The organism is Mucilaginibacter sp. Bleaf8 (assembly GCF_018390515.1).
Lineage (GTDB): Bacteria > Bacteroidota > Bacteroidia > Sphingobacteriales > Sphingobacteriaceae > Mucilaginibacter.
The window spans coordinates 1,329,679-1,353,827 of record NZ_JAHBBK010000001.1 but is presented as its reverse complement, the minus strand read 5'-3'; the positions used below and the strand labels follow the sequence as shown (position 1 = coordinate 1,353,827).

Here is a 24,149-nt window from a genome sequence, read left to right as displayed (position 1 = left end):
CCTACAGGCCCAATACTTGCTTTAGCTTGGCGTACCCGCTTCTGCTAACCGGTATGCGAGCGCCTGATTTAAGAATGGCCAAATGGGCATCCTTTTCATAAGGATCTATACGGGTGATTTGAGGAATGCTGATGATGTAGGAGCGATGCACGCGCACAAACTGCCGGGCATCCAGCGTTTGTTCAAAAAAGCTCATGGTTTTGTTTTTCAAAAACGCGCCTTCGGCTGTGTGGATGCTTACATAGTCATCATCGGCTGATAGATACTCCACATCCTGCACCGGGATGATTTTTACTTTGGTACCGGTTTTTACCACAATACGCTCATGCTGACCGGGCGATTGCGCCACGGTTTCCAGCAGCTCTTCCGTTTGTTTTTGCGGCTGAGCACTGGTAGCGGCCGATTGTGCCAGAAATTTATCTACGGCCTTATTGAACCTTTCGCGGCTGAATGGTTTTAACAGATAATCTACAGCATGTGCCTCAAAGGCCTTAATGGCATACTCATCAAATGCGGTAGTGAAAATTACCTGCGGTGCCTGATCAACCAGTTCCAACATTTCAAACCCATTGATTTTGGGCATTTGCACGTCTAAAAAAATAAGATCGGGCTGGTGTTGCATAATGGCTTTAATGCCTTCAAAGCCATCGCCACATTCCTGCAAAACCTGTATATCGGTATAAGGCATCAGGTATTCCTGTACTACCATGCGGGCCAGTGGTTCGTCATCAATTATCAGTGCGCGCTTCATGCTTGTGGAATCTTAATCAGGATGGTAAATATATCATCATTTGTGAAAGTTTCCACCAAATCGTTACGGGCAAATAGCAAATAAAGCCGGCGTTGTATGCCACTTACACCAAAACCAGTTCCCTGGCGTGGGCGGGCCGTTTGCGGGTCATATGGATTTTGTACCATTACCAGCAGGTAGCTGTCCTCAATTTCGGCCCTGATGCTTACGGTTACTTCGCCGGTTGTATCATACAAACCAAACTTAATGGCATTTTCAACAAGGGGTTGCAGCAGTAATGGCGGCAGTTTGGCATCCTTACATTTATCATCGCAACTTATTTCGGTTTGCAACCGGTGGCCAAAGCGTACTTTTTCAATATCAAGGTAAAGGTTCAGGTGTTTCAGCTCATCGCACAAAGGTACCAGCGTTTGTTCATCTTTATTAAGCGTACCACGCAAAAAGTCGGACAGTTGATGGATCATCTTACGGGCTTCGTCCGGCTTAAAACCAATCAGCGCATTGATAGAATTCAAACTATTAAACAAAAAGTGCGGTTGCAGTTGCTGGCGTAAATTGTACAGTTCCGCATCGCGGGCCAGTTTTTCGGCTTCCGATTTACGCTTTTCGTTCTCTTTCTGGTCTTGCTGCACATACCATATCAGGCTAATCATGGCCATCCAGCCAATAGCCATAAAGCAGGTAAAAAAACGCAGGGTAGTTGATTGGACTAAGAACACATCGTACGTTTTACCGATGCTGAAAAGCGGCAGCGTAAACCGAACCAGCAGCGTGCAGGCGCCAGCCAGTGCCAGACACCAAAAGAACAGGTTAATGTAACTGCCTTTACCGGGCTGGTAATAACGTAGGTTGTTATTGATAAGCCAGCAGGCAGCCGCCAAAGGGAGTGTACTTGCTACGCTGTCTATAATAGCCACATACCAAATAAAACCGAAGCTGTGCACTACGTAAGCTTGCAAACCGGCCCAGGCCAGTCCGCCGGCGGCAAATGCCATGTTCAGTTTGGTAAATATGGATGCTGATACAGCCATTTGTTGTGAATTGTGGGTCAGTTAGTGTGATTAAATAAGTGATAAGGTTTAGATGTAGAAAGCTTGCACCTGTAAGTTTACAGGTGCTTTGTAACTGTTTTAAAAACAGTGTGAATGCTGATGATAACTAAATACCAGTTCATGACTATGCTTTTTAAAGGTTAAAAACTGCGTATATCAATACCTGCAAAAATGGAGGTACCTTTTAGTACTAATACTTTATCAGCATTTTGCGGTATAGCTTTATTAAAGCGTTTATCGTCAATGCCGCCAAATATGGCTGCCAGGTCGGATGTTACCTGCCAATGCGGAGGTACGATCAGCTTCACGCCGCCAAACAGCTGGGTTACATCCAGTATTACGCGGCCGTTGATATCGGCCTGGCTGAAATCCAGTTCTGACCCACCAAAAATGTTCACAATATCACCACCTCTGAAGTTTTTAGATAGCACTACCTTTTTTACATTACCAAATACAGTAACACTGTCTATAAAGTCGTCGGCTTGTGGCGGCGGGGTACTGAAGCTTTCGGTTGAGGTAGCATCAGCGTCTGTACTTTCGCCTCCTTCTTTCACTGTATAGTCAACTTCAAATCCTTTGGTGTAAGGGTCTTCTTTGTAGGCCTGCCAGCGTTCTGCCCGGTTGCGGCCATGCTGGTTACGGCGTAGTATAAACCACAAACCCAGTACAATAAAACCCAGCGGAAAGAGGTACTGCCTTAAATCAAAGCCGTCAAAAATTCTGTCGAACAGAAAAATGCTGCCGATGATAACCAGGATAAGCCAGGTGGAATTCTTGTAATTGTTTTTAGCGCCACTGTAAAAGCCGATCATGATCAGGAAAACCGGCCAGCTAAACAGCCATCCCGGAAAAAAGAAAAAATGGAACTGGTTTACCAATAATACCAGGCCTACTAATAGTAAAATAATACCGGCCGTTGCTTTGCCATTATTGCGGGGGCGGTTAGGGTATGTTTCGATGCTCATGGTTGTTATTTGAATTACTTGATGATCCAAAAGTATAGCAATATGTAAATTTAGCACATACAAAAGTGGCGGCTGGTTGGAGGTTCTCGGTAAACGGCGGTGTTTTGTCGGTGAAAATTTCAGCCGAAATTCCACCGGTGGTCATGAAGAGAAATAGCCGGTGAAATATCGAGATAATTATGATGGACCTCTGCGGTAGCCGGATTAGTTATAAAGGCAATAAGCGGGCTGCCAGCTACAGTTTGGAAGGTACTGATTAAGCTAATTTGAGCGATGATTTCCGTACAATAAGTTCGGTATCTACCAGCTCATTCTGGTACTCATAAATAGGCCTTTTGCTTTCGATGGTCTTAATAAGCAGCTCCGTAGCCATTTGTCCCATCTGAAATGCCGGCTGGCGCAACACTGTAAGCGGCGGGTCAAACGATTCGCTTACATCCGAATTGGTAAAGCCTGCAAAAGCAACATCATCCGGAATTTTGAATCCCATTCTTTTAATGATGGGAATGCAGGTTGTGGTTATCCGGTCGCTGGTACTGATCAACGCCTGCGGGCGTTCCGGCAAGGTCATTAACTCCTGCAAAGCCATTTCAACCTCATCCTGTATCATACCGCCGTTTTCGCAATGTTTAATGTATTCGGGTTGTACAGGCAGGTTATATTTTTGCAGCGCTTCTTTATAACCCTCAAGCCGCTCTGAACTAATCAGCAAATTGCGCGAGCTGGTGATGTGTGCAATCCGGGTAAAGCCGTTGGCTATCAGGTGCTCGGTAAGGTCAAATGCTCCCTTTATATTGTTAGCCGTAATTTTATGGGTATTCACCGCTTGTGCAACACGGTCAAAAAATACGATAGGGAAGCCCTTATCGTGCAGGTACTGGTAGGGCGTAATGTCGGTTGTAGATGCGGAAACGGAAACCAGCAAGCCATCTACATGCCTGGATAATAAGTGCTGCACGTTAGTTGCCTCGCGTGCTGCCGACTCATGCGTTTGCGTGATAATTACATGGTAGCCCGAGTTGTAAGCGATAGACTCAATACCGTTTATGGCCTGCGAAAAGTAATTGTTAGCTACTTCACATACCACCACACCAATAGAATGGCTCTTTTGCTCTTTCAGGCTCAGGGCAATGGGGTTGGGCCGGTAGTTCACCTTTTCGGCATATTCCAATACCAGTTTCTTGGTTTCGGCACCTATTTCATAGCTACCATTCAACGCCCGTGATACGGTTGAGGTAGATAAACCTAGCGCTTTTGCAATATCCTTTATGGTGTACGATCCAAACATAGCAATGGCTAAAATATAGTTATTTCACATAGCATCATAACCTTTTATAAGTGAGCCGGACCACCATGCACTTCGGGAACGATTGCATAGTTTTAATCCGGGATAAACTTTTTTTATTTATCAGTAGTGATTAATCTTGTTTGGAACTTAGTTCCTGGCTGTATCAGGTACACGTATCTTATTATACAGCCTTAACCAATTATTAATTAACTGTAAATCATTTTCAAGCAACTGTACGGATCAGGTTCGCAAGGTTGTTTTAAAGTGATTTTAGTGATGTTGATCGCATTCAAAAAATAGCATAAACAATTGCCTATGTTTAATAATACTAAAACTGCTTGCATTACTGCCTTACTCCTGGCAGCTTGCGGATATGCATCTGCACAAAGCACGGCTTACTCCTGGAAAAATCTGCCTAAAATAGCACGGCCTGTTTTCCGGAAAGATACTTTCAACATTGTGAAATACGGCGCTAAGAATGATGGTATCACCCTCAATACATCCTGCATCAATAATGCAATCACAGCCTGTAGTACCAAAGGTGGCGGGGTGGTTTTGGTTCCTTCGGGTGTTTGGATGACGGGTCCGGTTAAGCTGAAAAATAATGTAAATCTGCATGTATCCCGTGGTGCAATTTTGCAGTTTACGGATGATAAGAGCCAGTACAAAATGGTTGAAGGTAACTGGGAAGGCCACGCTGCTTATCGTAACGAATCGCCTATATCAGGCAACAATCTGCAGAACATCGGCATTACCGGCGAAGGCATTATTGACGGTAATGGCGAAATGTGGCGAGCCATTGGTAAGGATCGTTTAACAGCCAACGAATGGAAAGTGAAAGTAGAATCAGGCGGTGTGGTGAGTGACGACGGTAAAGTCTGGTTTCCGTCCGAAAGCTATAAAAAAGGCATCAAAACGCCGCGCGCCGGGTATATTGAACCCGGATCGAGCATGGCGGCCAATGAGCAGTATAAAGACTTTTTCAGGCCCAATATGCTGGTGCTTACCAATTGTAAAAAGGTATTGCTGCAAGGTACTACTTTTCAAAATTCACCGGCCTGGTGCCTGCATACCCTGCTTTGCGAAGATGTAACGCTACAAGGCGTACGTGTACGCAACCCATGGCATGCACAAAATGGTGATGGTATTGATGTGGAGTCGTGCAGAAATGTACTGATCGACAATAGTACATTTGATGCCGGCGACGACGGTATTTGTGTAAAATCCGGCCGTGATGAAGAAGGCCGCAAGCGGGGCAAGCCTACCGAAAACATGATTGTGCGCAACAGCGTAGTTTACCGTGCACATGGCGGTTTTGTAATAGGCAGTGAAATGTCGGGCGGGGCGCGAAATGTTTTTGTGAGCGATTGCTCCTTTATAGGAACCGATATTGGTTTACGTTTCAAAACAACCCGTGGCCGTGGTGGTGTGGTCGAGAAAATATATATCAAAAACATAGCCATGCGCAATATTTTGCATGAGGCTATTCTGTTTGATATGTACTATGCATCCAAAAGCCCATCAAGCCTGGAAGATATCCAGGATGCGCAAATGCCGCCGGTAACAGAAGCTACCCCGCAGTTTAAAGACTTTTACGTGAGCAACGTGGTATGTAACGGGGCCGAGCGGGGCCTGTTGGTACGTGGCCTGCCCGAAATGAGTATCAAGAACATCAACCTGCAGGATATAGTATTGAAAACCGACCGCGGCGCTGATATTATCGAAGGTCAGGGCATCATCCTTAAAAACGTTTACTTAGAAAGTAAGCAAACCAGCCCGCTTATCAATATCCGTAATAGCAGCCAGGTTACGTTTGATAACCTGCGTTATGGTACCAATACGGATTTGCTTTTCAATATCAGCGGTAAAAAAACTAACCAAATTAAGGTTGTCAATACCGATGTAACTAAAGCAAAAAGTAAAGCCGAATTTAAAAATGGTGCCGAAAGCAAGGTGCTAACTGAATAAAAAGCTTTGATAATACTGTTCATGAAAAGAACCGGGTGGTTATTGTTTTTTCTGCTGTGGGCGGGTATGCTTCTGGCACAGCCAGCCGTGTTTCGTCCCAAGCTTACCGTTGCGCAAGATGGCAGCGGTGATTATAAAACCATCCAGGAAGCGGTAAATGCAGTACGCGATTTGGGGCCGCAACAAGTGACTATCTATATCAAAAAGGGCGTTTACCACGAAAAGTTGGTCATCCCATCCTGGAAAACCAAAATATCGTTGGTGGGTGAAAGTGCCGGTAATACGATAATTACAAATAATGACTATTCGGGCAAGCCGGTTCCCGGTGGCAGGGATGCCTTTGGGCGCGATAAGATGAGCACGTACACCTCTTACACCGTATTGGTGCAGGGTAATGATTGCCAAATTCAAAACCTGACTATTGAAAATACGGCCGGCCGGGTAGGGCAGGCGGTGGCTTTGCATGTAGAAGCAGACAGGTTTGTAATGCTGAACAGCCGTTTGTTGGGTAACCAGGATACACTGTACGCCGCTACCGAGAATAGTCGCCAGTACTATCAAAACTGCTACATCGAAGGTACTACGGATTTTATTTTTGGAGAGGCTACCGCAGTATTTGAAAGCTGCACCGTTAAAAGCTTGCTTAGCTCCTACATTACTGCTGCAGCCACCACACCTGGGCAACGGTTTGGGTTTGTGTTCCTAAACTGTAAGTTGATTGCAGACACGGCTGCACGCAAAGTATTTTTAGGCCGGCCATGGCGGCCGTATGGTAAAACCGTATTTATTAAAACAGAGATGGGGCCACACATTGTACCGCTGGGTTGGAATCCATGGAAAGGTGATGTGACGTTTCCAGATAAGGAAAGAACAGCTTACTACGCCGAGTACGCCAATACAGGTGCGGGCGCAAACCGTACCGGGCGTGTAAAATGGACAAGGCAATTGACCCCATATGAAGCTAAGCAATATACCATTGAAAACATACTTGCCGGAAAGGACAAGTGGGAGCCGTTAACCATTGTTGAACAAATGGGTAAGGAGGCAGTACATTAATGCTTTTAAAAAGATAACGTTGCCGGGAACGATTGCATAAAAATTTAGATAGTAACCGGTTGCCACGCACCAAATAATAGTTAAAATTGTAATCAAAGCTGATTATAAACCAATTTAAACGCCGGGAAAGGCAGGCTTGCATAAGCGGCTTCCCGAGGTTGAAGCGATAAGGAATTTCTATGAGAAAAGTTTATTTACTGTGCTTGTTTCTATTGGCAGGCCTACCCGTACTTAGGGCGCAAAGCTTAACGTGGGCACAAAAAATGGCCAATACCGCCATGACTTTGTGGAGCGACACGGTATCAACCGGGCGTTGGACCTACGAGCAGGGGGTGGTATGGGAAGGCATGAAAAGCCTCTGGATGCAAACCGGCGACGCACGATATTTTAAATATGTACAGCACTGTGCCGATCATTACATTAATGCCGATGGCAGCATACGTACTTATAAAGCCGAAGACTATAACATAGATAACGTAATGAGTGGCCGGAGCCTGCTTACTTTATATCGGGTACTCGGGGCAGAGAAATATTATAAGGCCGCAAACTTGTTGCATGAGCAGCTAAAGAATCAACCCCGGATACCGCAAGGTGGCTTTTGGCACAAAAAACGTTACCCAAATCAAATGTGGCTGGATGGCCTGTACATGGGCGAGCCCTTTTATGCAGAATATGCCAGCACTTTTCATGAGGATGCTGCTTTTGATGATATAGCCAATCAGTTTATCCTGATGGAAAATAATGCCCGCAATGCTAAAACCGGCTTGCTGTACCATGGCTGGGATCAAAGCAAAAAAGAGCGGTGGGCAAATCCGCAAACAGGTTTGTCGCCAAATATTTGGGGCCGTGCCATGGGCTGGTATGGGATGGCTTTGGTAGATGTGCTGGATTATATGCCGGCCAACCACCCTAAGCGTGCACAACTGGTAGCCATACTGGGCCGTTTGGCCGCTGCCATACAAAAGTATCAGGATGCTAAATCGGGCGTGTGGTACCAGGTGGTTGATAAGGGCGGCGAAAAGGGTAATTACCTGGAGGCATCGGCATCTTGCATGTTTGTGTACACCTTGGCTAAAGGCGCACGCGCAGGTTATTTACCAGCACAATATCAGCAGGTAGCACAAACGGGCTATAAAGGCATCATTAAAGAATTTATAAGCACCGACGCCAACGGGCAGGTAAACTTAAACAAAGTATGCAGCGTGGCCGGCTTAGGAGGAAACCCTTACCGCGATGGCAGTTACCAATACTACATCGGCGAAAAAGTAGCAACTAACGACTTAAAGGGCGTAGGCGCTTTCATCATGGCCAGCGTAGAAGTGGATCGTTTGGCCCATTTATCTGCAGGCAAAGTTAAAACGGTATTGCTTGACAGCTACTTTAATGACGAGCGCAAAAAAGATATTACCGGTCAGGTATTGCCTTATCATTATAAGTGGAATGGCATGGATAATAACGGATTTTCACTGCTGGGCTACCTGTTTAATAATTATGGCTTAAGCACACAAACCCTTTATGATGCGCCTACTACTGCTAATCTTAAAAAAGCGGATATCTACTTTATAGTGGATCCTGATATCCCGAAAGAAAATCCTGATGCCAAATATATAGAGCAGCCGCATGTTAAAGCCATCAGCGAGTGGGTAAAACAGGGCGGCGTGCTGCTGGTGCTTAATAATGATACCGGCAATGCCGAGTTCAAGCACCTGAACCAGTTAATGGCCAAGTTTGGCATGCAATACAAAGAAAACAGCGTAAACCATGTACAAGGCAGTCAATTTGAGCAAGGTGCGGTAACTATACCTGCGGGTAACGAGGTGTTTAAAACGGCTCGTAAAGTATATATCAAAGAAATCAGCACCTTCTCATTAACGGCTCCAGCTAAACCGGTATTAAACCACCAGGCAGAAGTGGTGGTAGCTGCCGCCAAATATGGTAAAGGAACCGTGCTGGCTGTTGGCGACCCGTGGTTTTACAATGAGTACCTGGATGGCCGCAAGCTGCCGCCCGAAATGGAAAATTACAAAGCGGCAAATGATGTCATAGCCTGGTTGGTAAAGCAAATTCCGGCCGGTAAGTAATACATAAATTACAACAAACAGCTAAACCTATAGCTTAACACGATCATGATTTTATCCAGATATAATTTAAACAAGATTGATGTACCTGGCCTGGCGTTGCCCGGCGGGCAGTTGTTCGAACTGCCCGAGAAGGTGCTGCAATTTGGTACCGGTGTATTACTGCGCGGCCTGCCCGATTATTATATAGACAAGGCAAACAGGCAAGGGCTTTTTAATGGTCGTGTTGTGGTTGTTAAATCAACCGATACCGGTTCAACTACCGAGTTCGACCGCCAGGATAGTTTATATACCTTGCATCTGAAAGGCATTGAAGACGGCAGGCAGGTAAACGAACAAATTGTTTGCTCGGCTATTAGCCGGGTGCTCACCGCCGGCAGTGACTGGCAAAAGATTCTGGATTTTGCCAAAAGTGCCGATTTGCAGGTGGTTATATCCAATACCACCGAGGTAGGTATACAACTTGTGCAGGACGACATTCGCCAGTATCCGCCCGTTTCATACCCTGGTAAGCTGCTGGCTGTTTTATATGAGCGGTACAAGGCTTTTAATGGTAAAAAAGGGACCGGTTTGGTGATTGTACCTACCGAACTGATTGTGGACAATGGTAAAAAACTGGAATCCATAGTGCTGGAACTGGCCCACTTGAATAAGCTGGAACCTGCTTTTATGGATTGGCTGGAAGAGGATAATTATTTCTGTAATTCACTGGTTGACCGTATAGTACCCGGTGCACCAAGCGCCACTTTAGCGCAGGAACTAACCGCTCAATCAGGTTATGAAGATAACCTGCGCATCATTTCTGAGATTTATTCATTGTGGGCCATTGAAGGCAATGAGCACGTGAAAAGCGTACTCTCCTTTGCCCCGGCCGACAAAGGTGTGGTGATCGTATCCGATATTGAAGTTTACCGCGAACTTAAGCTGCGGTTACTTAACGGCACGCATACCTTGAGTTGTGCCGTAGCCTACCTTTCTGGTTTCAGAACGGTAAAAGAGGCAATGGATGATGCCGACTTTTCAAAACTCATTACCCGGTTAATGATCGATGAAGTAGCCCCTGCGTTGCCTTATGATATTGACTTGGAAACGGCTACGGATTTTGCCAATAAAGTGCTGGATAGGTTTCGTAATCCTTTTATTGAGCATCAATGGATCAGTATATCTGCCCAGTATTCTTCAAAAATGAAAATGCGGGTTATACCTATACTTTTAAATCACTACAAAACTAACCTTCAGGCACCTAAATGCCTTGTGCTTGGCTTTGCTGCGTTTCTACGCTTTATGAAATGTCAAAAACAGGCAGATGGCAAGTTTACTGGTAATTACAACGGACATGAGTACGTTATTACCGATAGCCAGGCCGAAGTGTTTTGCAATGCCTGGCAAAACACAGATGCGCATGAGGTGGTGAATTCTTTGCTGTCGCAAAAAGAGCTTTGGGGCTTTGACCTGAATCAGCTGCCTGGTTTCAGAAATGCGGTGCTGAACGAGCTGCTTAAAATTATGGAGCAGGGCACGCATGAGTTATTTTTTAAGGAAGCAATTTTATGAAACAACGATATTTAAAAATACACCCCGACGATAATGTGCTGGTAGCATTAACTGATTTGCCACCGGGTGAGCAGGTAAATTACGACGGATACCAGGTAACAACGGTTGATGCTATTGCTGCTAAGCATAAACTGGCACTACAGGATTTTAACGAGGGTGACCGGATAATTATGTATGGCGTATTGGTGGGTAAAGCGCAAGCTTTTATACCGGCCGGTGGCTTGCTTACCACAGGTAATGTAAAACATGCGGCTAATAGTATGCTTACCGAAAATGAAGGCTTGGCGCAGTGGCAAAAGCCCGACGTGACTAAGTGGGAAGGGCGTACTTTTAGTGGCTTTTACCGGAGCGATGGTAGCGTGGGTACAGGCAACTACTGGTTGGTTATACCGATGGTGTTTTGCGAGAATCGAAACTTAGAAGTATTGCAGGAGGCATTAGTAAAGCCGTTGGGCTATGGTCGCAAAAAAACTTATGAAACCAAAGCACAGCAACTAATTAATCGTATTAAACAAGGTGGCAGTGTTGATGAAGTGCTGTATACCGAAGTTAGCGGAGATGATACTGCAACAACCGAAAGCAAGGTTTTCCCGAACGTAGATGGTATTAAGTTTCTGACCCATACCGGCGGCTGCGGTGGTATACGCCAGGATGCAGAAGCATTATGCGGTTTGCTGGCAGGCTATATTACGCACCCTAATGTGGCCGGTGCTACGGTGATGAGCCTGGGCTGCCAAAATGCACAAGTAAGCATTTTACAGCGCGAAATTGAAAAACGCTCGCTAGGTTTTGATAAGCCGCTTTATATTCTGGATCAACAAACTATAGGTAAGGAGTCGGATATGCTGGATATGGCCATCCGGCAAACACTGGCTGGTTTAATTCAGGCAAACCAGAATAGCCGTCAGCCTGCACCATTGAGCAAACTCACTATTGGCTTAGAGTGCGGCGGATCGGACGGGTTTTCGGGTATATCAGCTAACCCGGCCATTGGTTATACATCCGATTTATTGGTAGCCCTGGGCGGTTCGGTGATCTTATCCGAGTTCCCGGAGCTATGCGGGGTGGAGCAGAACCTGATTGACCGTTGTGTACAAAAGGATGATGCCGACCGCTTTGTGCATTTGGTGCGCACCTATGCCCAACGTGCCGAAGAGGTAGGATCGGGCTTTGACATGAATCCCTCGCCTGGCAACATAAAAGATGGTTTAATAACCGATGCCATCAAATCGGCAGGTGCAGCAAAAAAAGGCGGCACATCACCGGTGGTTGATGTGCTGGATTATCCCGAAAAAGTAACCCGCCCGGGCTTAAACCTGTTGTGTACCCCCGGTAACGATGTGGAATCAACCACAGCTGAGGTAGCCTCAGGCGCTAATGTGGTACTGTTTACTACTGGTTTGGGAACGCCAACAGGCAATCCGGTTACGCCGGTTGTAAAAATTGCGTCCAATACTAATTTGTACAACAAGATGAGCGATATTATCGATATTAACACCGGAACCATCATTGAGGGTGAAGAAACCATTGAACAGGCCGGTGCCCGTATTTTAGATTATGTAATACAAGTAGCCAGCGGCGAAGTGCAGGTAAGTGCTGTGCGCCATGGCCAGGATGACTTTATCCCGTGGAAACGCGGGGTGTCTCTGTAATAGTTAGTTTTTATAATTGAAGTGAAAGGCGTATTACAGCGAGTGTGATCGCCTTTTTTGTTAAACAACAAGGCGCTTCATGATAGCATGAAGCGCCTTGTTACTATAGAAAGGTGTTGTTAAGTAGGCTAATCAGGTACCTGAACCTTCATTGCCTTTTACTTCGTCAGTCCACTTTTGGCTATCATCTTCCAGATAGGTGTTTGGCGGCGTACCTTGCTGGCGTTCGGGATAAGCATCCCGTCCGCCTTCCGGCGTGTTCTCTTTTATTTTATCCAGTTGGTCTTCATTGCGGGCACCTGTTCTTATGTCCTCGCCAGATTGGTTGCTGTCTTGCAAGCCTTCTTTCTGATCATAAGGTTTGGTGCCTTGTTCTTCCAGCTGATTTTTTTCCTGTTCCATGGTTTCCTCCTTTTTATGGATGGTTTAAAATCGCATAAATGCGGCTATTGTACTTTCTTTAGGCATTTCTTCTTTGCTTAGCAGGTGTACATCACCGCCGTTAGCAAAAGTTTTAACGGCTGCTTTGTTAAGCAAGCATTCATCGCCTTCCTGTTTTTCCGGGTGAATTTCCAGAACGTTGTCGGCCTCGTTAAACTTACCCCAGATGTGCTCATCCTTCACTATAAACAAATCTGATATCTGTGCATAGTGGCTGGCCGGAATTACCTTCTCGGGCATTGAGGATGTAAGCGGCGTAGCTATTTGGTTATAATAGTTAAGCAACGCCTTTTTGGTGCGCTCCTTAAAGTAAGGTGCTACCTTTTCGCGCACTTTCTCGAACAAGCCGTTCAGGCTTTCATGCTCCTGGCTGCCTGTAATCGGGTCATCAACAATATACTGCTGATACTTGCTTAAGCCTTTATAAATTGGTATCAGGTATTCTACTCCGGCCAATACCAAAGGCGCATGCTTGTCGTGCAGCACTTCTGTAAATAAGGTTTTATCAACCTCCTGGAAGTAGATAGCTAAGTTCGCTTTATCATCCAGTTGGCCTTCGCCATGTCCGTGAAAGTTTGAACCGCCATGCCCGCCTTTGCTACCTTGTCTGAAAAGTTGCTGATCTTCTTTTTCTTCAAAGTGTACCACGTCGTCCATGCCATTTGGCAGGCCTTCTACCAATACGCGTTGCAAGCCAAATGCGTTACCCTGGTAAAATTGAGCATCATGTTTGCTCAATACCAGCAGGTAAAACTCCTCTTTGTTGGTAATGGCAGGCAGCAGCGGGCTTACAAAAAAAGTATGGTTCAGATATACTTCTTCTTTAACAGCAAACGGCAGCTGAATGGCTTTGAAAAATCCATCGGTCATAAAAACGGCTAAACCATCAAGCTGGCTGTTCCAAAATATTTCGTTATTATACAGATCAAAGCCCGGTTTCAGCAGTTGTTCAATCTCGTTAGAGGTTAAACCTTTTTTCTGTAAATCGGTGTTAACGGCCTGTAAGGCGTTTTTTAAAACTATAGCATCCTGCTTTTCGTTCACCTCAACACCTGAGCGGTGGGTTGGTATATAAATAGAAATGCAGTTCTCGCCCTGGAAGTTTACCAGTTCTGCAAATTCATTTTTTGATATAATCTCCATCAGTGTGTTGTATTAACCGTTATTACTGTTGTTGCTTTCATCTAAATCCTCACCCTTGTGCAGGTGGCGGTTTACGTGGCGTACATGTATACCGTCGGCCAGCTCGTCGGTGCCATCTTTAGTATATTTAGCAGCAATTTCATTTTCTGTTTCCGGATCAATTGCGGCAAAGGCATCTTTTAACTGATGAGTTTCGCGGCCGCTGCCTGATGGTTTTCCTTTTGGTGGAACGTATCCGCCGTTTTTATCTTTTCCCATAGTGATGTCTGTTAGTTTATAATCCAAAGCAAACTTAATGTTGCCTTACTATTAAAAATGTTAACTAATGAATTAACTTGTCTTTACGGAAACGGTTTTAAAAAATCAAACAAAAACGGAATAATCAGTAATAAAAAAGGCTAAAGCATTCAATATCAAACTAATGTTGTAAAGCGGCTGTTAATAGGTACTTAAAGCAGTTTTAAGATGATGCAGAAACTGAAAACACCGCTTAAGTATACGGCAATTTTGCTTGCGGCAACATTAGGCCGATACCCAGTATCCTGGTTGTTGTCGCGCAAAAGAGGGAAGGCACTGCATTGGCCACAACCCGGTACCCACCATTGGGTTAAATGTGCCAGTGGCAATGAGTATTATGTGGAATTTGACGGCCCCTTGCATGCCCAGCCGCTGGTTTTTATTCATGGACTGAATGCTACGCGTGAGCAATGGTACTACCAGCGCAAATTTTTCAAAGAACAGTTTAGGTTGGTGTTTATTGATTTGCCGGGACACGGGCAAAGTAAAGCAGCCAATAACTTATCCATAGATATTTTAGCTGCAGACTTGAAAAGAGTGCTGGGCTTTTTGCATATCCATAACCCCATAATATATGGACATAGCTGGGGTAGTGCCATTTTGATGCAGTGCTGCCTTAATAAAGAGAACGGTGTAAATGCCAAAGGCGTCATACTGCATGGCGGTGCTTATACCAATCCCTTAAAGAATGTAGAGTATAGCAAACTTGCTACTTTTTTGGAAAAGCCCGTTATTGTGCCTTTGCTTAAATTGATGCACAAAGTATCGCCGGTGCTGGATGTGCTGCGTTGGGTTAATTACTCAAGTGGCTTAACATCGGTTGTTGCCCGCTTTGCTTTTTTTGCAGGCATGCAAACCACTGCACAGCTTTTGTTTACAGCAAGCCTGGCAACGCATTGTAAAACGCAGGCAGTAACTGGCGGCTTGTTACAAATGTTGCAGCACGAAGTAACTGCCAAATTAAAGGATATTGATATTCCTGTACTGGTTATTGGCAGCCAGCATGATCGCCTGCACCGTTACGATTGCAGTTGGTACATACATAAGCACATACCACAATCAAGATGGGCAGCAGTAGATGGAGGGCACCAAAGTTTAATTGAAAACCATAAACTACTGAACCAGGCTATAGCACAGTTTATACAAACGCTCTAAAGCTGCAAGTGCAGCTTTGGAGCGTTTGACTTATTGGACTTTTACATTTATCATAACAAATCCGCTTTTAGGTAAGGTAGGCATCCGCGACAGGTTGTATGATAAATCTTGCCCAATAACGGTAAAGCGCATTTTTTCCAGCATAAATGCAAGAAAGGTTTTCAGCGTTTCAACGGTAATCCATTCACCCGGGCAACGGTGCCCTTGATGCGGATCGCCGCCTCCTTGTGCTAAAAAGTCGAATGGTTTGATAGGGTGGGTAATGAAGCGGTCAGGGTTAAATTCATGAGGTTTGTCCCAAATATGCGGGTCATGGTTGGTGCCGTACATATCCAGCAGTACCAAAGCACCTTTAGGGAAAGGGTAGCCGTTCCATTGAAAATCATTTTTGGCAATTGCGCCCATAAACGGCGCAAACGGATAAAATCGCCGTACCTCGTCGGCAAACCTGCTCCGAAAATTATCAGTGTTATCCAAAAACTTCTGTCTGCAGGAGGGATAGGTATGTAAAGCGGTGGCCCCGAAAGTAATATACCAGGCAATGGCAACCGTAGGGCGTAAAATGTTCAAGAGTTCTACAGCTGCCAGGTGTAAATCAAACAAATTACCATCCGTATCCCGGTGAAAAGCAGTAAGGTGTAATGCCGAGCCGTCGGGCGCATTGAGCTTGTTATTGCGTACATCGCGGATAATTCGTTTAATCCATTTTTCAGCCCGCCGGCGAGCCAGGCGGCCACGCCAGTTGCGCGATCCAATGCTGCCGAACGCATCAATCATATAAGTAAAATCTCGTGCGCGCTTTGCTGCTTCATTATCTTTAAGCGGTACACCGGCCCATGCACAAATAGCTTTGCAAAGCACCTGTTGCGATTCCTGAAAAAGCAGAACGGCATCCATGCGGGTCCATTTGGGCAAGGTGTTACTAAGTTCAGTTTCAACAAGCTGCGTTAACCGTGCAATGTTCTCTTCTGTCATCAACGACAGGAACATTTCCTTACGGTTATGATGCACTTCACCATCTGTAGTGTGGATGGCATTTTTACCGGTCAGAGTTTTTTGCACCGGTGGCGGGACGGCTCCTTTGCGCATAAACTTGTCGGGATCGTAAAAAGTGCGGGCCGCATCTTCGCCGCCAAAGCAAATTACCTTAAAGCCTGGTAGCGGTATCTGAAAAATATCCGAATGATATTTTTTGCGTCTTTTGGCTATAAAGTTAAAGCCATCCTGAAATAGTCCGTACAAGGCTGATAATACGTTTTCACTTGGAATTTTTTTCATGGTGTCTGCATATTAGTCACCACCATAACGCCCAAAACGGAATGCTTGTTTACCCTAAAGTACTTGTTTTACTATAGAAAGGTAAAAGCTTACTTAATGTAGCTTAAGTTGATTTTCAGGAAATATAAATGTAAAACGTATTTATTAGCCAATATCTGCAGTTGTATTAATATCAAGGCATTTTTGCACTTCATTAATCAAAGCCTCAACGTCAAAGGGTTTGCTTACATAACCTTCGGCCCGGCATTTCAGCGCAATTTCGGCAATATTGTGCTGGGTTGAAAATATGATAACAGGCACATGTTGGGTTTCGTGCAAATCTTTCAGTTCCGTACAAAGCAGGTGGCCTTCTTTCTCATTAATCCATTCATCCAAAATAATGAGATCGGGCTGGTGTTTATGAAGATTCTCTACCGGCCAGGGGGCATCATAAACCACATCGTAGCCTTCTTCTGTCAAAATCAGGCCAACAATTTCACGAACTTCTCTGTCCGCTTCAATAACCAGAATTTTCTTCTTCACTTAGTTAATGATTTAATCAATAAAATCAGGAGTGGTGCAAAGATAATAATTTGAAAATATTTTATGTTGAAGGTAAATATTTTAACCTTTTTATGATACAAGATGCTTCTATACAGTTTACTTATTCTGGGAGGTTCTTTCTCTAAACTTCCCTTTAAGCTCTGCTATGATAATGACGGGAATGTAAAAGCTGATGTCGCTTACTATCTTACCCGCCAGTACGCCCAACGTGCGGTTATGTAAAAGCACCGGAAATATATACATAAAAAATGGCCGCAGCAGAAAGCTATCTAATATTTCGGCCGGCCCAAATTCTACCAACAGGGTTTTAAATACCTGTAAGATATGAATCAGCTTGAATGGCTGGTGCTGGCTTTTTAGTTCGCGATGAGATTTAACCAAGCCCTGTATAAATAGGGTAATATAAAAGCCGGTGGTATCGGCTATGGCAGCGGCATAAGCAGCCATTACAGCGTTGTGTGTTACCTGCAAGGTAACATAAGATACAAGTATTGCCAATGCAGAACCCACCAATTCGGCCGGTAAAAAGCGTTTAAGCCAAGCAAGGACTTTGGGTTTGATTCTCTTTTTGATGCCGGGCTTTGCAAACTGAACTTTGTTTTTGTGCATGTTACTGATCGGCGTTGGCTGAGATTAGTCTGCAAATATAAGAACAACGTACTTTACAGTTGATTTAATTAAAATAAAGTTTCATATTAGTTAACTTTTGGCGTAACTTTTGTGCATTAAAACTTTATCATACTGTTGGTGTATCTATACCTACATAAATCCGTTGCATCATTATCTATAGCCGATTATTACCGGAAGTGAACAGCTCACTGTAACCGTTTACAGGTTGGTGTGAATTGTTTTTGATACTACCAACGAGTGAAACAAGAATTACAGACTTTTAAAGAAGGAGCGAAAAATGGAAATTGAGAGATATGTGCTATTGCCGGCTACCGACAACTCATGCGCAGGAATAATATTATCAAAAATTACAGACACAAAAATAAAGGTTTTCCCGCTGCAGCAAATGTCATTCACACCTGACCCGAACGAGATTCAGCTATATGGCGAGAACAGAGGCATGCCTATGGCTTTTCAAACCGAAGGGCTATCGGTAAAGAATGGGTTGGATATGTTTATGGCTGTAAAATGGTATGCAAGGCAGCAGCTTGATTATCCCGAAATGCTGATTATGCAGTATCCGGCTTAACGGGCAACATTTGGGTGTAAAGTGTAAATCTGTATTTAATAAACAGAGTGCAAGCTTTGGGCTGATAAGTAAAAACCCTCATTCTACAAAATGAGGGTTTTTACTTATCATATTTTAAGAACGTTTGGATAATTTGCGGCAGGTTGTTTAATACAATAGGGAAGGTATACGGGCAGAGGATGTTAAATAACCTGAACCTTATTAATTTAAACATACATGCCTTCAAAAATCCTTGTTATTGATGACGAGGTTAACCTCGCTTTACTGCTATGCAAAGTGTTAACCCGCCATGCTTACGACGTCACTACCGCTCACTCGGGCGAATCAGCCAAAGATCTATTGAATAAGCAACCATTTGATTTAGTGTTGTGCGATTTCAGGCTCGGTGATATAAATGGATATGATCTGTTGAAGCATATTAAAACGCATTATCCGGCCATTAAGGTTATCGTTATCACAGGATACCCGGACGTTAAACAGGCCGTTGAACTAATAAAAAGCGGAGCTGATAATTACCTGAGTAAGCCATTCAGTACAGATGAACTTCTTGCAAGTATAGATCAAGCGATTGTAAACGCCGTTAACGATCAGTCAGTAGCTACTTTCAAAAAGCCGGAAAACAACCCCTCGAATGTTTTTGTACAAGGTACAAGCGCAGCTGCAATTAGGCTACTGCAGCAAATAGAGCTTATTGCGCCAACGAATTACAGTGTGATATTAGAGGGTGAAAGTGGAACCGGAAAGGAGTGCGCTGCCCGCTATATCCATGAGCAAAGCCTTCGTGCCGATAAGCCTTTCTTGGCGGTAGATTGTGGCGCCATACTGCCCGAACTTGCTGCCAGTGAGTTTTTTGGACATGTAAAAGGCGCTTACACCGGAGCGGATACTGCACGCACAGGCTATTTTGAAATGGCTAACGGTGGTACCTTGTTTTTAGACGAAATTACTAATCTGCCTTATGATGTGCAGGCTGCTTTACTCCGCACGGTACAGGAGCGGCGGGTACGGCGCATAGGTTCTGCTGAAGAAATAGCGGTGGATGTACGTATCATTGTGGCTACCAACCGAAATTTGCGCCACATTGTAGACAAGGGTGATTTTAGGGAGGACCTGTATCATCGCTTTAATGAATTTAATATAAACTTAGCACCATTGCGCGAACGCAAAGATGATATCCTATCATTGGCCAATTATTTTTTAGCGATAACCAGTCAGGAATTGCAGCGGGGCATACGGAACTTTTCGGCTGGAGTGATTGACTGTTTGCTGGCCTACTCCTGGCCGGGTAATGTGAGGCAATTAAAAAATGCCATACGCCGTGCGGCTTTGCTTACAGATGGAGATAGCGTTGAATTGCAAAGCTTACCCCGTGAAATTGTAACAGCGTGTTTAATACCCGAGATAAGCGAAGAGATAACCGAAAAGAATATTAAGGCCCACAAGGTAATGCACCAGTTTGCCAAGCATCAGCCGACGGCCGAGTTCAGAGAGATTTTAAGCGTGCTCCGCCAAGCTGACTTTAACAAAACGCAGACTGCCGCAATGCTTAATATCAACAGAAAAACACTTTATAATAAGTTGAAGAGGGCCTGTAGTTAAGAACGATAGATCAAAATTTTGTTAGCAATTTGTTGATAGTCAATTCAGGCTGAAGCAGCATGTTTCACCCTAGGCCACTTCTTTTTTTGTATAAAGGGCAATCACTTGTAGCGTAATGCTGTTACCATACTTTTGTATGGGCAGCACGCTGTCAAGTTTAAGATATGACGCATTTACTGATTTGGATTATTGCCTTTTTTGCTATCGCCGGTGTAATTGTTCGCCCGTTTAAGGTGCCGGAAGCTGTATTGGCTGTTGCGGGGGCTTTGCTTCTTGTTTTAGCAAGACTTATTTTACCTGCTGATGCTGTTGCCGGGATAATTAAAGGAACGGATGTATACCTGTTTTTAACCGGGATGATGATACTTGCCGAGGTAGCACGCGAACAAAAGCTGTTTGACTGGCTGGCAGCATATGCTACCAAAATGGCCAATGGGTCATCAACACGATTATTTGTGCTGATTTATATAGTAGGCATAGTGGTAACTGCATTATTATCAAATGATGCTACGGCGGTGGTACTTACTCCGGCAGTAGCAGCTGCCATGAGGGCCGCAAAAGTACAAAAGCCCTTACCTTACCTGTTTATTTGTGCCTTTATAGCTAATGCAGCTTCGTTTGTGCTGCCTATATCCAATCCCGCAAATTTGGTAATTTATGGCAGTCATTTACCTTCTTTGTGGCAATGGTTGCAGTTGTATGCCTTACCGGCTGTAGTATCAATTGCGGCAACTTACATTGTGCTGTTTTTTTGTCAGCGTAAAGAGTTACGACAACCTATTGAGTCGGGTATCGTTATTCCGAAATTGTCCGGTGGCGGAAAAGCTGCGCTTGGCGGCGTGGTGTTTACAGCATTAGGGCTAATGATATGTTCGGTATTAAACATTCCTTTGGGCTTACCTGCTGCCCTAACCGGTATACTTACCTATGGAGTTGTGGTTTTAAGCACGCGCAGCAAACCGTTATCTATAGTTAAAAACATATCATGGGGCGTGCTGCCGTTGGTAGCGGGGCTGTTCGTTATTGTTGAAGCGCTTAACAAAACCGGCTTAACCACCTGGTTAACTCAATTACTGCATCAGCAGTTTAACCGCTCACCTGCCGGAGCGGTTTGGCTAAGCGGTGTGGTTACAGCGTTGGGGTGTAATCTGATGAATAACCTGCCTGCCGGGCTCATTGCTGGCAATGTGGTACAGGCCGGGCATGTTTCAGAGGCTGTTAAAGGGGCGGTGTTGGTAGGTATTGATTTAGGACCTAATCTTTCCGTTACCGGATCACTGGCTACCATTTTATGGCTGGTTGCCCTGCGCCGTGAGGGGCAAAGCTGTTCGGCTGGCACCTTTTTAAAACTTGGTGTTTGGGTGATGGGTATTCCTTTATTGCTCACTATTGTCGTTCTGTGGTTAATTAATGCGTAAAGGAAAAGCTGCTGACAGCTTTAGTGACAGTTGATATAACCGTATCTCTCTGATTGATGTTATAGGCTTTTTCCGTGCAAATCTTAAAACAGGTTGGTGCAAATGCCTCCGGCGTGCGTGATGTAGCATGAATGGCATGGTAAAACGCAAGCAGTATCCGCAGAGTCGTCCCACTGTAGAGCATTATCTAAATTTGGCTAAAGCGTTGTTAATTCGCTTATGGAATTGCTTAACTGCTCAATAGAGTGGAAAATCAGGTACGTAAACTATATAAAAACGGCTAAGGGGCTATAGTTAAAATAAGATGTGCAGTATGTTAAAGTTATTTTAAACCAAATTGGTTTTAAGCCGTCTTATAGAAATAAACTAACCCCACATGAAAAAAATTTTATCTGTATTATGCTGCGCTATCATGCTGGTAGCTACCTCTTGTAAAAAAGAATACATTAACGAGAACAACAACCGTACTATCCAGTTTACAACCACCAGCAATAGTTGGACTACGTCTGATGGTGGCCGTATCTTTAGTACCAATTTAGACATTCCTGAAATTGATGATTACTTTCAGGATCATGGTGCCCCGCTTGTCTACATCTCTTTTGATAATGGTGCAACTTATGAGCCGATTTCAGAAGTTTATAACGGCGTTTCTTACAGCTTTTATCACAGTGTAGGACAGCTTATTGTTGAAGCACAGGCCTATAACGGAACCAACGTTATTAATAATCCGAGCAATGCTGTTATTAAAGTGGTTTTGATTGATTCAAATTAATAGCGTGTATTTATTGAATTAGCAAAAGGGAGCAAAGCTCCCTTTTTGCATTTATTACGCTTACATCAGCTTTACAAGCGCCTTTTGTCAGCATAGTCTCATAAAGTTTAAAAACTATTTGCGTATATCAATACATAGTGTTACTTTTACACTATTAAAAACGAATAACAAAGTCTTCTCATAATTTAGGTTTATAATTGGTTAGTAAAGGCCTCCTGCCCATCAGGAGGCTTTACTTTTTTTATACGGGTTATGATTGACCTACTATTCTCTCATGCCAGGTAACTTAACTAGGCTGGGATGAATACAAGGAGATAGCATTTAAGTACACCTTTCGAATTGACTTTGTAATTGAAGTTCCGGTATCTACTATATCCATAAAAAAAAGCGGCAGTAACTGCCGCTTTTTTTATTTTACCAACCTGGATTTTGGCCAAGTTTTTTGTTGTTGTTAATCTCGCGTGTCGGAATTGGGAACAACAGGTACTTTGAAGTTAGCGTTGGTCCGTAAGTAAACTTATGACCCTCAAAGTTATCAAACCCATTACTGATAGGATTGTATACTTTACGGGTTCTTACCATATCAAACCAGGTTTTGTTCTCGTAGCATAGCTCGTGGTAGCGCTCGCGCCATACCGCTTCGCGGAACTGATCTTTGCTCAGGTTAGCTAAGTCAGGCAATTGAGCTCGCTTGCGTATCTGGTTTACTGCATTATAAGCTTCAGTTGTTGGACCACCTACTTCATTAGCTGCTTCAGCATAGGTCAGTAACACTTCAGCATAGCGTAGCAGTGTCCAGTTTATATCAGCTTGTGCAGTAGTTTTAACGGCTTCTTCATCAAAATACTTAAAGATGTAATAGCCGCCAAAGTCAACCGTTGTATTTGCATTATCAATTGAAGCATATTTTGTGAAGAAATATTGCTGCTCCTGAGTTCGCTTATCACCTTGTTCATAAGATTTATAGAACTCTGGCGTAGCAAATAAAGAGCCGATCTCATCCGAGAACTTCGATATTTTTCTTGCACGTGGCAAAAGCCATGCGGTAACACCAATGGTGGCTATACCGGTTTGATACTGTGTTTGCAAAATGAATTCGGTACGGTTTTCATTGGCCTTATTACGCATATCGGCATACTGGCCAAACAACTGGTAGGTGCCCGATTTAATAACTTCATTCGCTTTATCCGCAGCCTTTTGGTAAAACTCCTGACCTTTATTTAATGGGTAACCTGCCATCGTTAAATAAACACTCGCCAGTAGTGATTTAACAGCACCAACTGTAATTTTACCTGTTGCATCAGTAGCTGGTAAACCGGCAGCTTCAGCAGTGGTTAGGTCATTAACAATTTGAGTATAAACGGCCTCTTGACTGCTACGGTCAGGATAAAGCTCCGGTGAGTTGGCATTGATCGGGACGGTGATTAATGGCACATTACCAAAAATTCTTACCAGGTGGAAGTAGTAAAAAGCGCGGAAAAAAGCAGCCTCGCCAAGTAATCTCTTTTTTGCTGCATCGTCCATGCCACTAATAGCCGGAATTTTTTGCAAAGCCAAGTTAGCATTACCTATGGCTCTATAACAGTTTTGCCACCATACATACGTATAGTTATTGTCGGCATCGGCGGTTAAGGAGCGTAGGGTGTTATTGTATTGGCTTTGGCCAACTTCTGTATTGGCTAAGCCGGTAGGGAATTCCAGCATCATAAAAGGGCTTTCGCCATATGTACCCGCGCCATCAGTTATGAAACGCAGGGACGCGTATATGCCGTTGATACCCGCCTGTGCTTGTTCTGCAGACTGATAGTAATTGTCCTGTGTGTAGTTAGATCGAACATCCTCATCCAGGAATTTCTTACATCCGGGTGTTACGGCTAACAAGGCCATTCCCAGTACTGCTGTACTTATATTTTTAGCTAAGTTTTTCATTGTTATTGTTTT

General features: G+C 44.1%; 21 protein-coding genes. 10 read left to right on the top strand and 11 right to left on the bottom strand.

The window, feature by feature from the left end; translation table 11 throughout:
* Nucleotide 1: 1 nt before the first annotated feature.
* The 4 genes from KHS38_RS05810 to KHS38_RS05795 all read right to left on the bottom strand — a co-directional run bounded on the left by KHS38_RS05810 (nucleotide 2) and on the right by KHS38_RS05795 (nucleotide 4,056).
* Entirely contained in the window at nucleotides 2–751 is a 750-nt protein-coding gene (locus KHS38_RS05810; RefSeq protein WP_213487556.1) for a LytR/AlgR family response regulator transcription factor, read from the bottom strand.
* Nucleotides 748–1,782 (bottom strand): sensor histidine kinase, encoded by a 1,035-nt coding sequence (locus tag KHS38_RS05805; RefSeq protein WP_249665292.1) that lies wholly within the window; start codon nucleotides 1,780–1,782, stop codon nucleotides 748–750. The genes KHS38_RS05810 and KHS38_RS05805 overlap by 4 nt, the downstream gene beginning before the upstream one ends.
* 161 nt (nucleotides 1,783–1,943) lie before the next feature.
* The gene (locus KHS38_RS05800) at nucleotides 1,944–2,768 is read right to left on the bottom strand and encodes a LiaF transmembrane domain-containing protein (RefSeq protein ID WP_213487555.1); all 825 of its coding nucleotides are present in this window, start codon (nucleotides 2,766–2,768) and stop codon (nucleotides 1,944–1,946) included.
* 256 nt (nucleotides 2,769–3,024) lie between these two features.
* Nucleotides 3,025–4,056 carry a LacI family DNA-binding transcriptional regulator gene (locus KHS38_RS05795; RefSeq protein ID WP_213487554.1) on the bottom strand — a complete coding sequence of 344 codons (1,032 nt, stop codon included), beginning with the start codon at nucleotides 4,054–4,056 and terminating at the stop codon, nucleotides 3,025–3,027.
* A gap of 315 nt (nucleotides 4,057–4,371) precedes the next feature.
* Here KHS38_RS05795 and KHS38_RS05790 point away from each other — a divergent pair, with 315 nt between their 5' ends.
* The 5 genes from KHS38_RS05790 (at nucleotide 4,372) to KHS38_RS05770 (ending at nucleotide 12,364) form a co-directional block, all read left to right on the top strand.
* Complete coding sequence (locus tag KHS38_RS05790) at nucleotides 4,372–6,024, top strand: glycoside hydrolase family 28 protein (protein ID WP_213487553.1); 1,653 nt, start codon at nucleotides 4,372–4,374, stop codon at nucleotides 6,022–6,024.
* Between the two features lie 21 nt (nucleotides 6,025–6,045).
* Nucleotides 6,046–7,080 carry a pectinesterase family protein gene (locus KHS38_RS05785; protein WP_213487552.1) on the top strand — a complete coding sequence of 345 codons (1,035 nt, stop codon included), beginning with the start codon at nucleotides 6,046–6,048 and terminating at the stop codon, nucleotides 7,078–7,080.
* 179 nt (nucleotides 7,081–7,259) lie between these two features.
* On the top strand, nucleotides 7,260–9,161 hold the full coding sequence (locus KHS38_RS05780) for a glycoside hydrolase family 88 protein (RefSeq protein WP_213487551.1): 1,902 nt from the start codon (nucleotides 7,260–7,262) through the stop codon (nucleotides 9,159–9,161).
* A 45-nt stretch (nucleotides 9,162–9,206) separates the two neighbouring features.
* Nucleotides 9,207–10,712: a tagaturonate reductase gene (locus KHS38_RS05775; RefSeq protein ID WP_213487550.1), complete on the top strand. Its 1,506-nt coding sequence runs from the start codon at nucleotides 9,207–9,209 to the stop codon at nucleotides 10,710–10,712.
* On the top strand, nucleotides 10,709–12,364 hold the full coding sequence (locus tag KHS38_RS05770) for a UxaA family hydrolase (RefSeq protein WP_213487549.1): 1,656 nt from the start codon (nucleotides 10,709–10,711) through the stop codon (nucleotides 12,362–12,364). The genes KHS38_RS05775 and KHS38_RS05770 overlap by 4 nt, the downstream gene beginning before the upstream one ends.
* A gap of 132 nt (nucleotides 12,365–12,496) precedes the next feature.
* On the opposite strand, the gene KHS38_RS05765 is transcribed toward KHS38_RS05770, so the two are convergent.
* The 3 genes from KHS38_RS05765 to KHS38_RS05755 are packed head-to-tail and all read right to left on the bottom strand — an operon-like array spanning nucleotide 12,497 to nucleotide 14,206.
* Nucleotides 12,497–12,766, bottom strand: coding sequence for a hypothetical protein (locus KHS38_RS05765; protein ID WP_213487548.1), 270 nt, complete (start codon nucleotides 12,764–12,766; stop codon nucleotides 12,497–12,499).
* A gap of 24 nt (nucleotides 12,767–12,790) precedes the next feature.
* Entirely contained in the window at nucleotides 12,791–13,948 is a 1,158-nt protein-coding gene (locus KHS38_RS05760) for a baeRF7 domain-containing protein (RefSeq protein WP_213487547.1), read from the bottom strand.
* Between the two features lie 12 nt (nucleotides 13,949–13,960).
* Nucleotides 13,961–14,206, bottom strand: a complete 246-nt coding sequence (locus KHS38_RS05755) for a hypothetical protein (RefSeq protein WP_213487546.1) — start codon at nucleotides 14,204–14,206, stop codon at nucleotides 13,961–13,963.
* 207 nt (nucleotides 14,207–14,413) lie between these two features.
* Here KHS38_RS05755 and KHS38_RS05750 point away from each other — a divergent pair, with 207 nt between their 5' ends.
* The gene (locus KHS38_RS05750; protein ID WP_213487545.1) at nucleotides 14,414–15,400 is read left to right on the top strand and encodes an alpha/beta fold hydrolase; all 987 of its coding nucleotides are present in this window, start codon (nucleotides 14,414–14,416) and stop codon (nucleotides 15,398–15,400) included.
* Between the two features lie 30 nt (nucleotides 15,401–15,430).
* Here KHS38_RS05750 and KHS38_RS05745 read toward each other — a convergent pair whose 3' ends face one another.
* From KHS38_RS05745 to KHS38_RS05735, 3 genes are all read right to left on the bottom strand, one after another.
* Nucleotides 15,431–16,678, bottom strand: a complete 1,248-nt coding sequence (locus KHS38_RS05745) for a cytochrome P450 (protein WP_213487544.1) — start codon at nucleotides 16,676–16,678, stop codon at nucleotides 15,431–15,433.
* 144 nt (nucleotides 16,679–16,822) lie between these two features.
* Nucleotides 16,823–17,200, bottom strand: coding sequence for a response regulator (locus KHS38_RS05740; RefSeq protein ID WP_213487543.1), 378 nt, complete (start codon nucleotides 17,198–17,200; stop codon nucleotides 16,823–16,825).
* A 117-nt stretch (nucleotides 17,201–17,317) separates the two neighbouring features.
* Nucleotides 17,318–17,830 (bottom strand): hypothetical protein, encoded by a 513-nt coding sequence (locus tag KHS38_RS05735; protein ID WP_213487542.1) that lies wholly within the window; start codon nucleotides 17,828–17,830, stop codon nucleotides 17,318–17,320.
* Between the two features lie 298 nt (nucleotides 17,831–18,128).
* Between KHS38_RS05735 and KHS38_RS05730 the strand changes: the two genes are divergently transcribed.
* The 4 genes from KHS38_RS05730 (at nucleotide 18,129) to KHS38_RS05715 (ending at nucleotide 22,208) form a co-directional block, all read left to right on the top strand.
* Nucleotides 18,129–18,419: a hypothetical protein gene (locus KHS38_RS05730; RefSeq protein ID WP_213487541.1), complete on the top strand. Its 291-nt coding sequence runs from the start codon at nucleotides 18,129–18,131 to the stop codon at nucleotides 18,417–18,419.
* A 216-nt stretch (nucleotides 18,420–18,635) separates the two neighbouring features.
* On the top strand, nucleotides 18,636–20,018 hold the full coding sequence (locus tag KHS38_RS05725) for a sigma-54-dependent transcriptional regulator (protein WP_213487540.1): 1,383 nt from the start codon (nucleotides 18,636–18,638) through the stop codon (nucleotides 20,016–20,018).
* Nucleotides 20,019–20,182: 164 nt separating this feature from the next.
* The gene (locus tag KHS38_RS05720; RefSeq protein WP_213487539.1) at nucleotides 20,183–21,436 is read left to right on the top strand and encodes an arsenic transporter; all 1,254 of its coding nucleotides are present in this window, start codon (nucleotides 20,183–20,185) and stop codon (nucleotides 21,434–21,436) included.
* 376 nt (nucleotides 21,437–21,812) lie between these two features.
* On the top strand, nucleotides 21,813–22,208 hold the full coding sequence (locus tag KHS38_RS05715) for a hypothetical protein (protein WP_213487538.1): 396 nt from the start codon (nucleotides 21,813–21,815) through the stop codon (nucleotides 22,206–22,208).
* Nucleotides 22,209–22,622: 414 nt separating this feature from the next.
* Here KHS38_RS05715 and KHS38_RS05710 read toward each other — a convergent pair whose 3' ends face one another.
* Nucleotides 22,623–24,137 carry a RagB/SusD family nutrient uptake outer membrane protein gene (locus KHS38_RS05710; RefSeq protein ID WP_213487537.1) on the bottom strand — a complete coding sequence of 505 codons (1,515 nt, stop codon included), beginning with the start codon at nucleotides 24,135–24,137 and terminating at the stop codon, nucleotides 22,623–22,625.
* Nucleotides 24,138–24,149 lie beyond the last annotated feature (12 nt).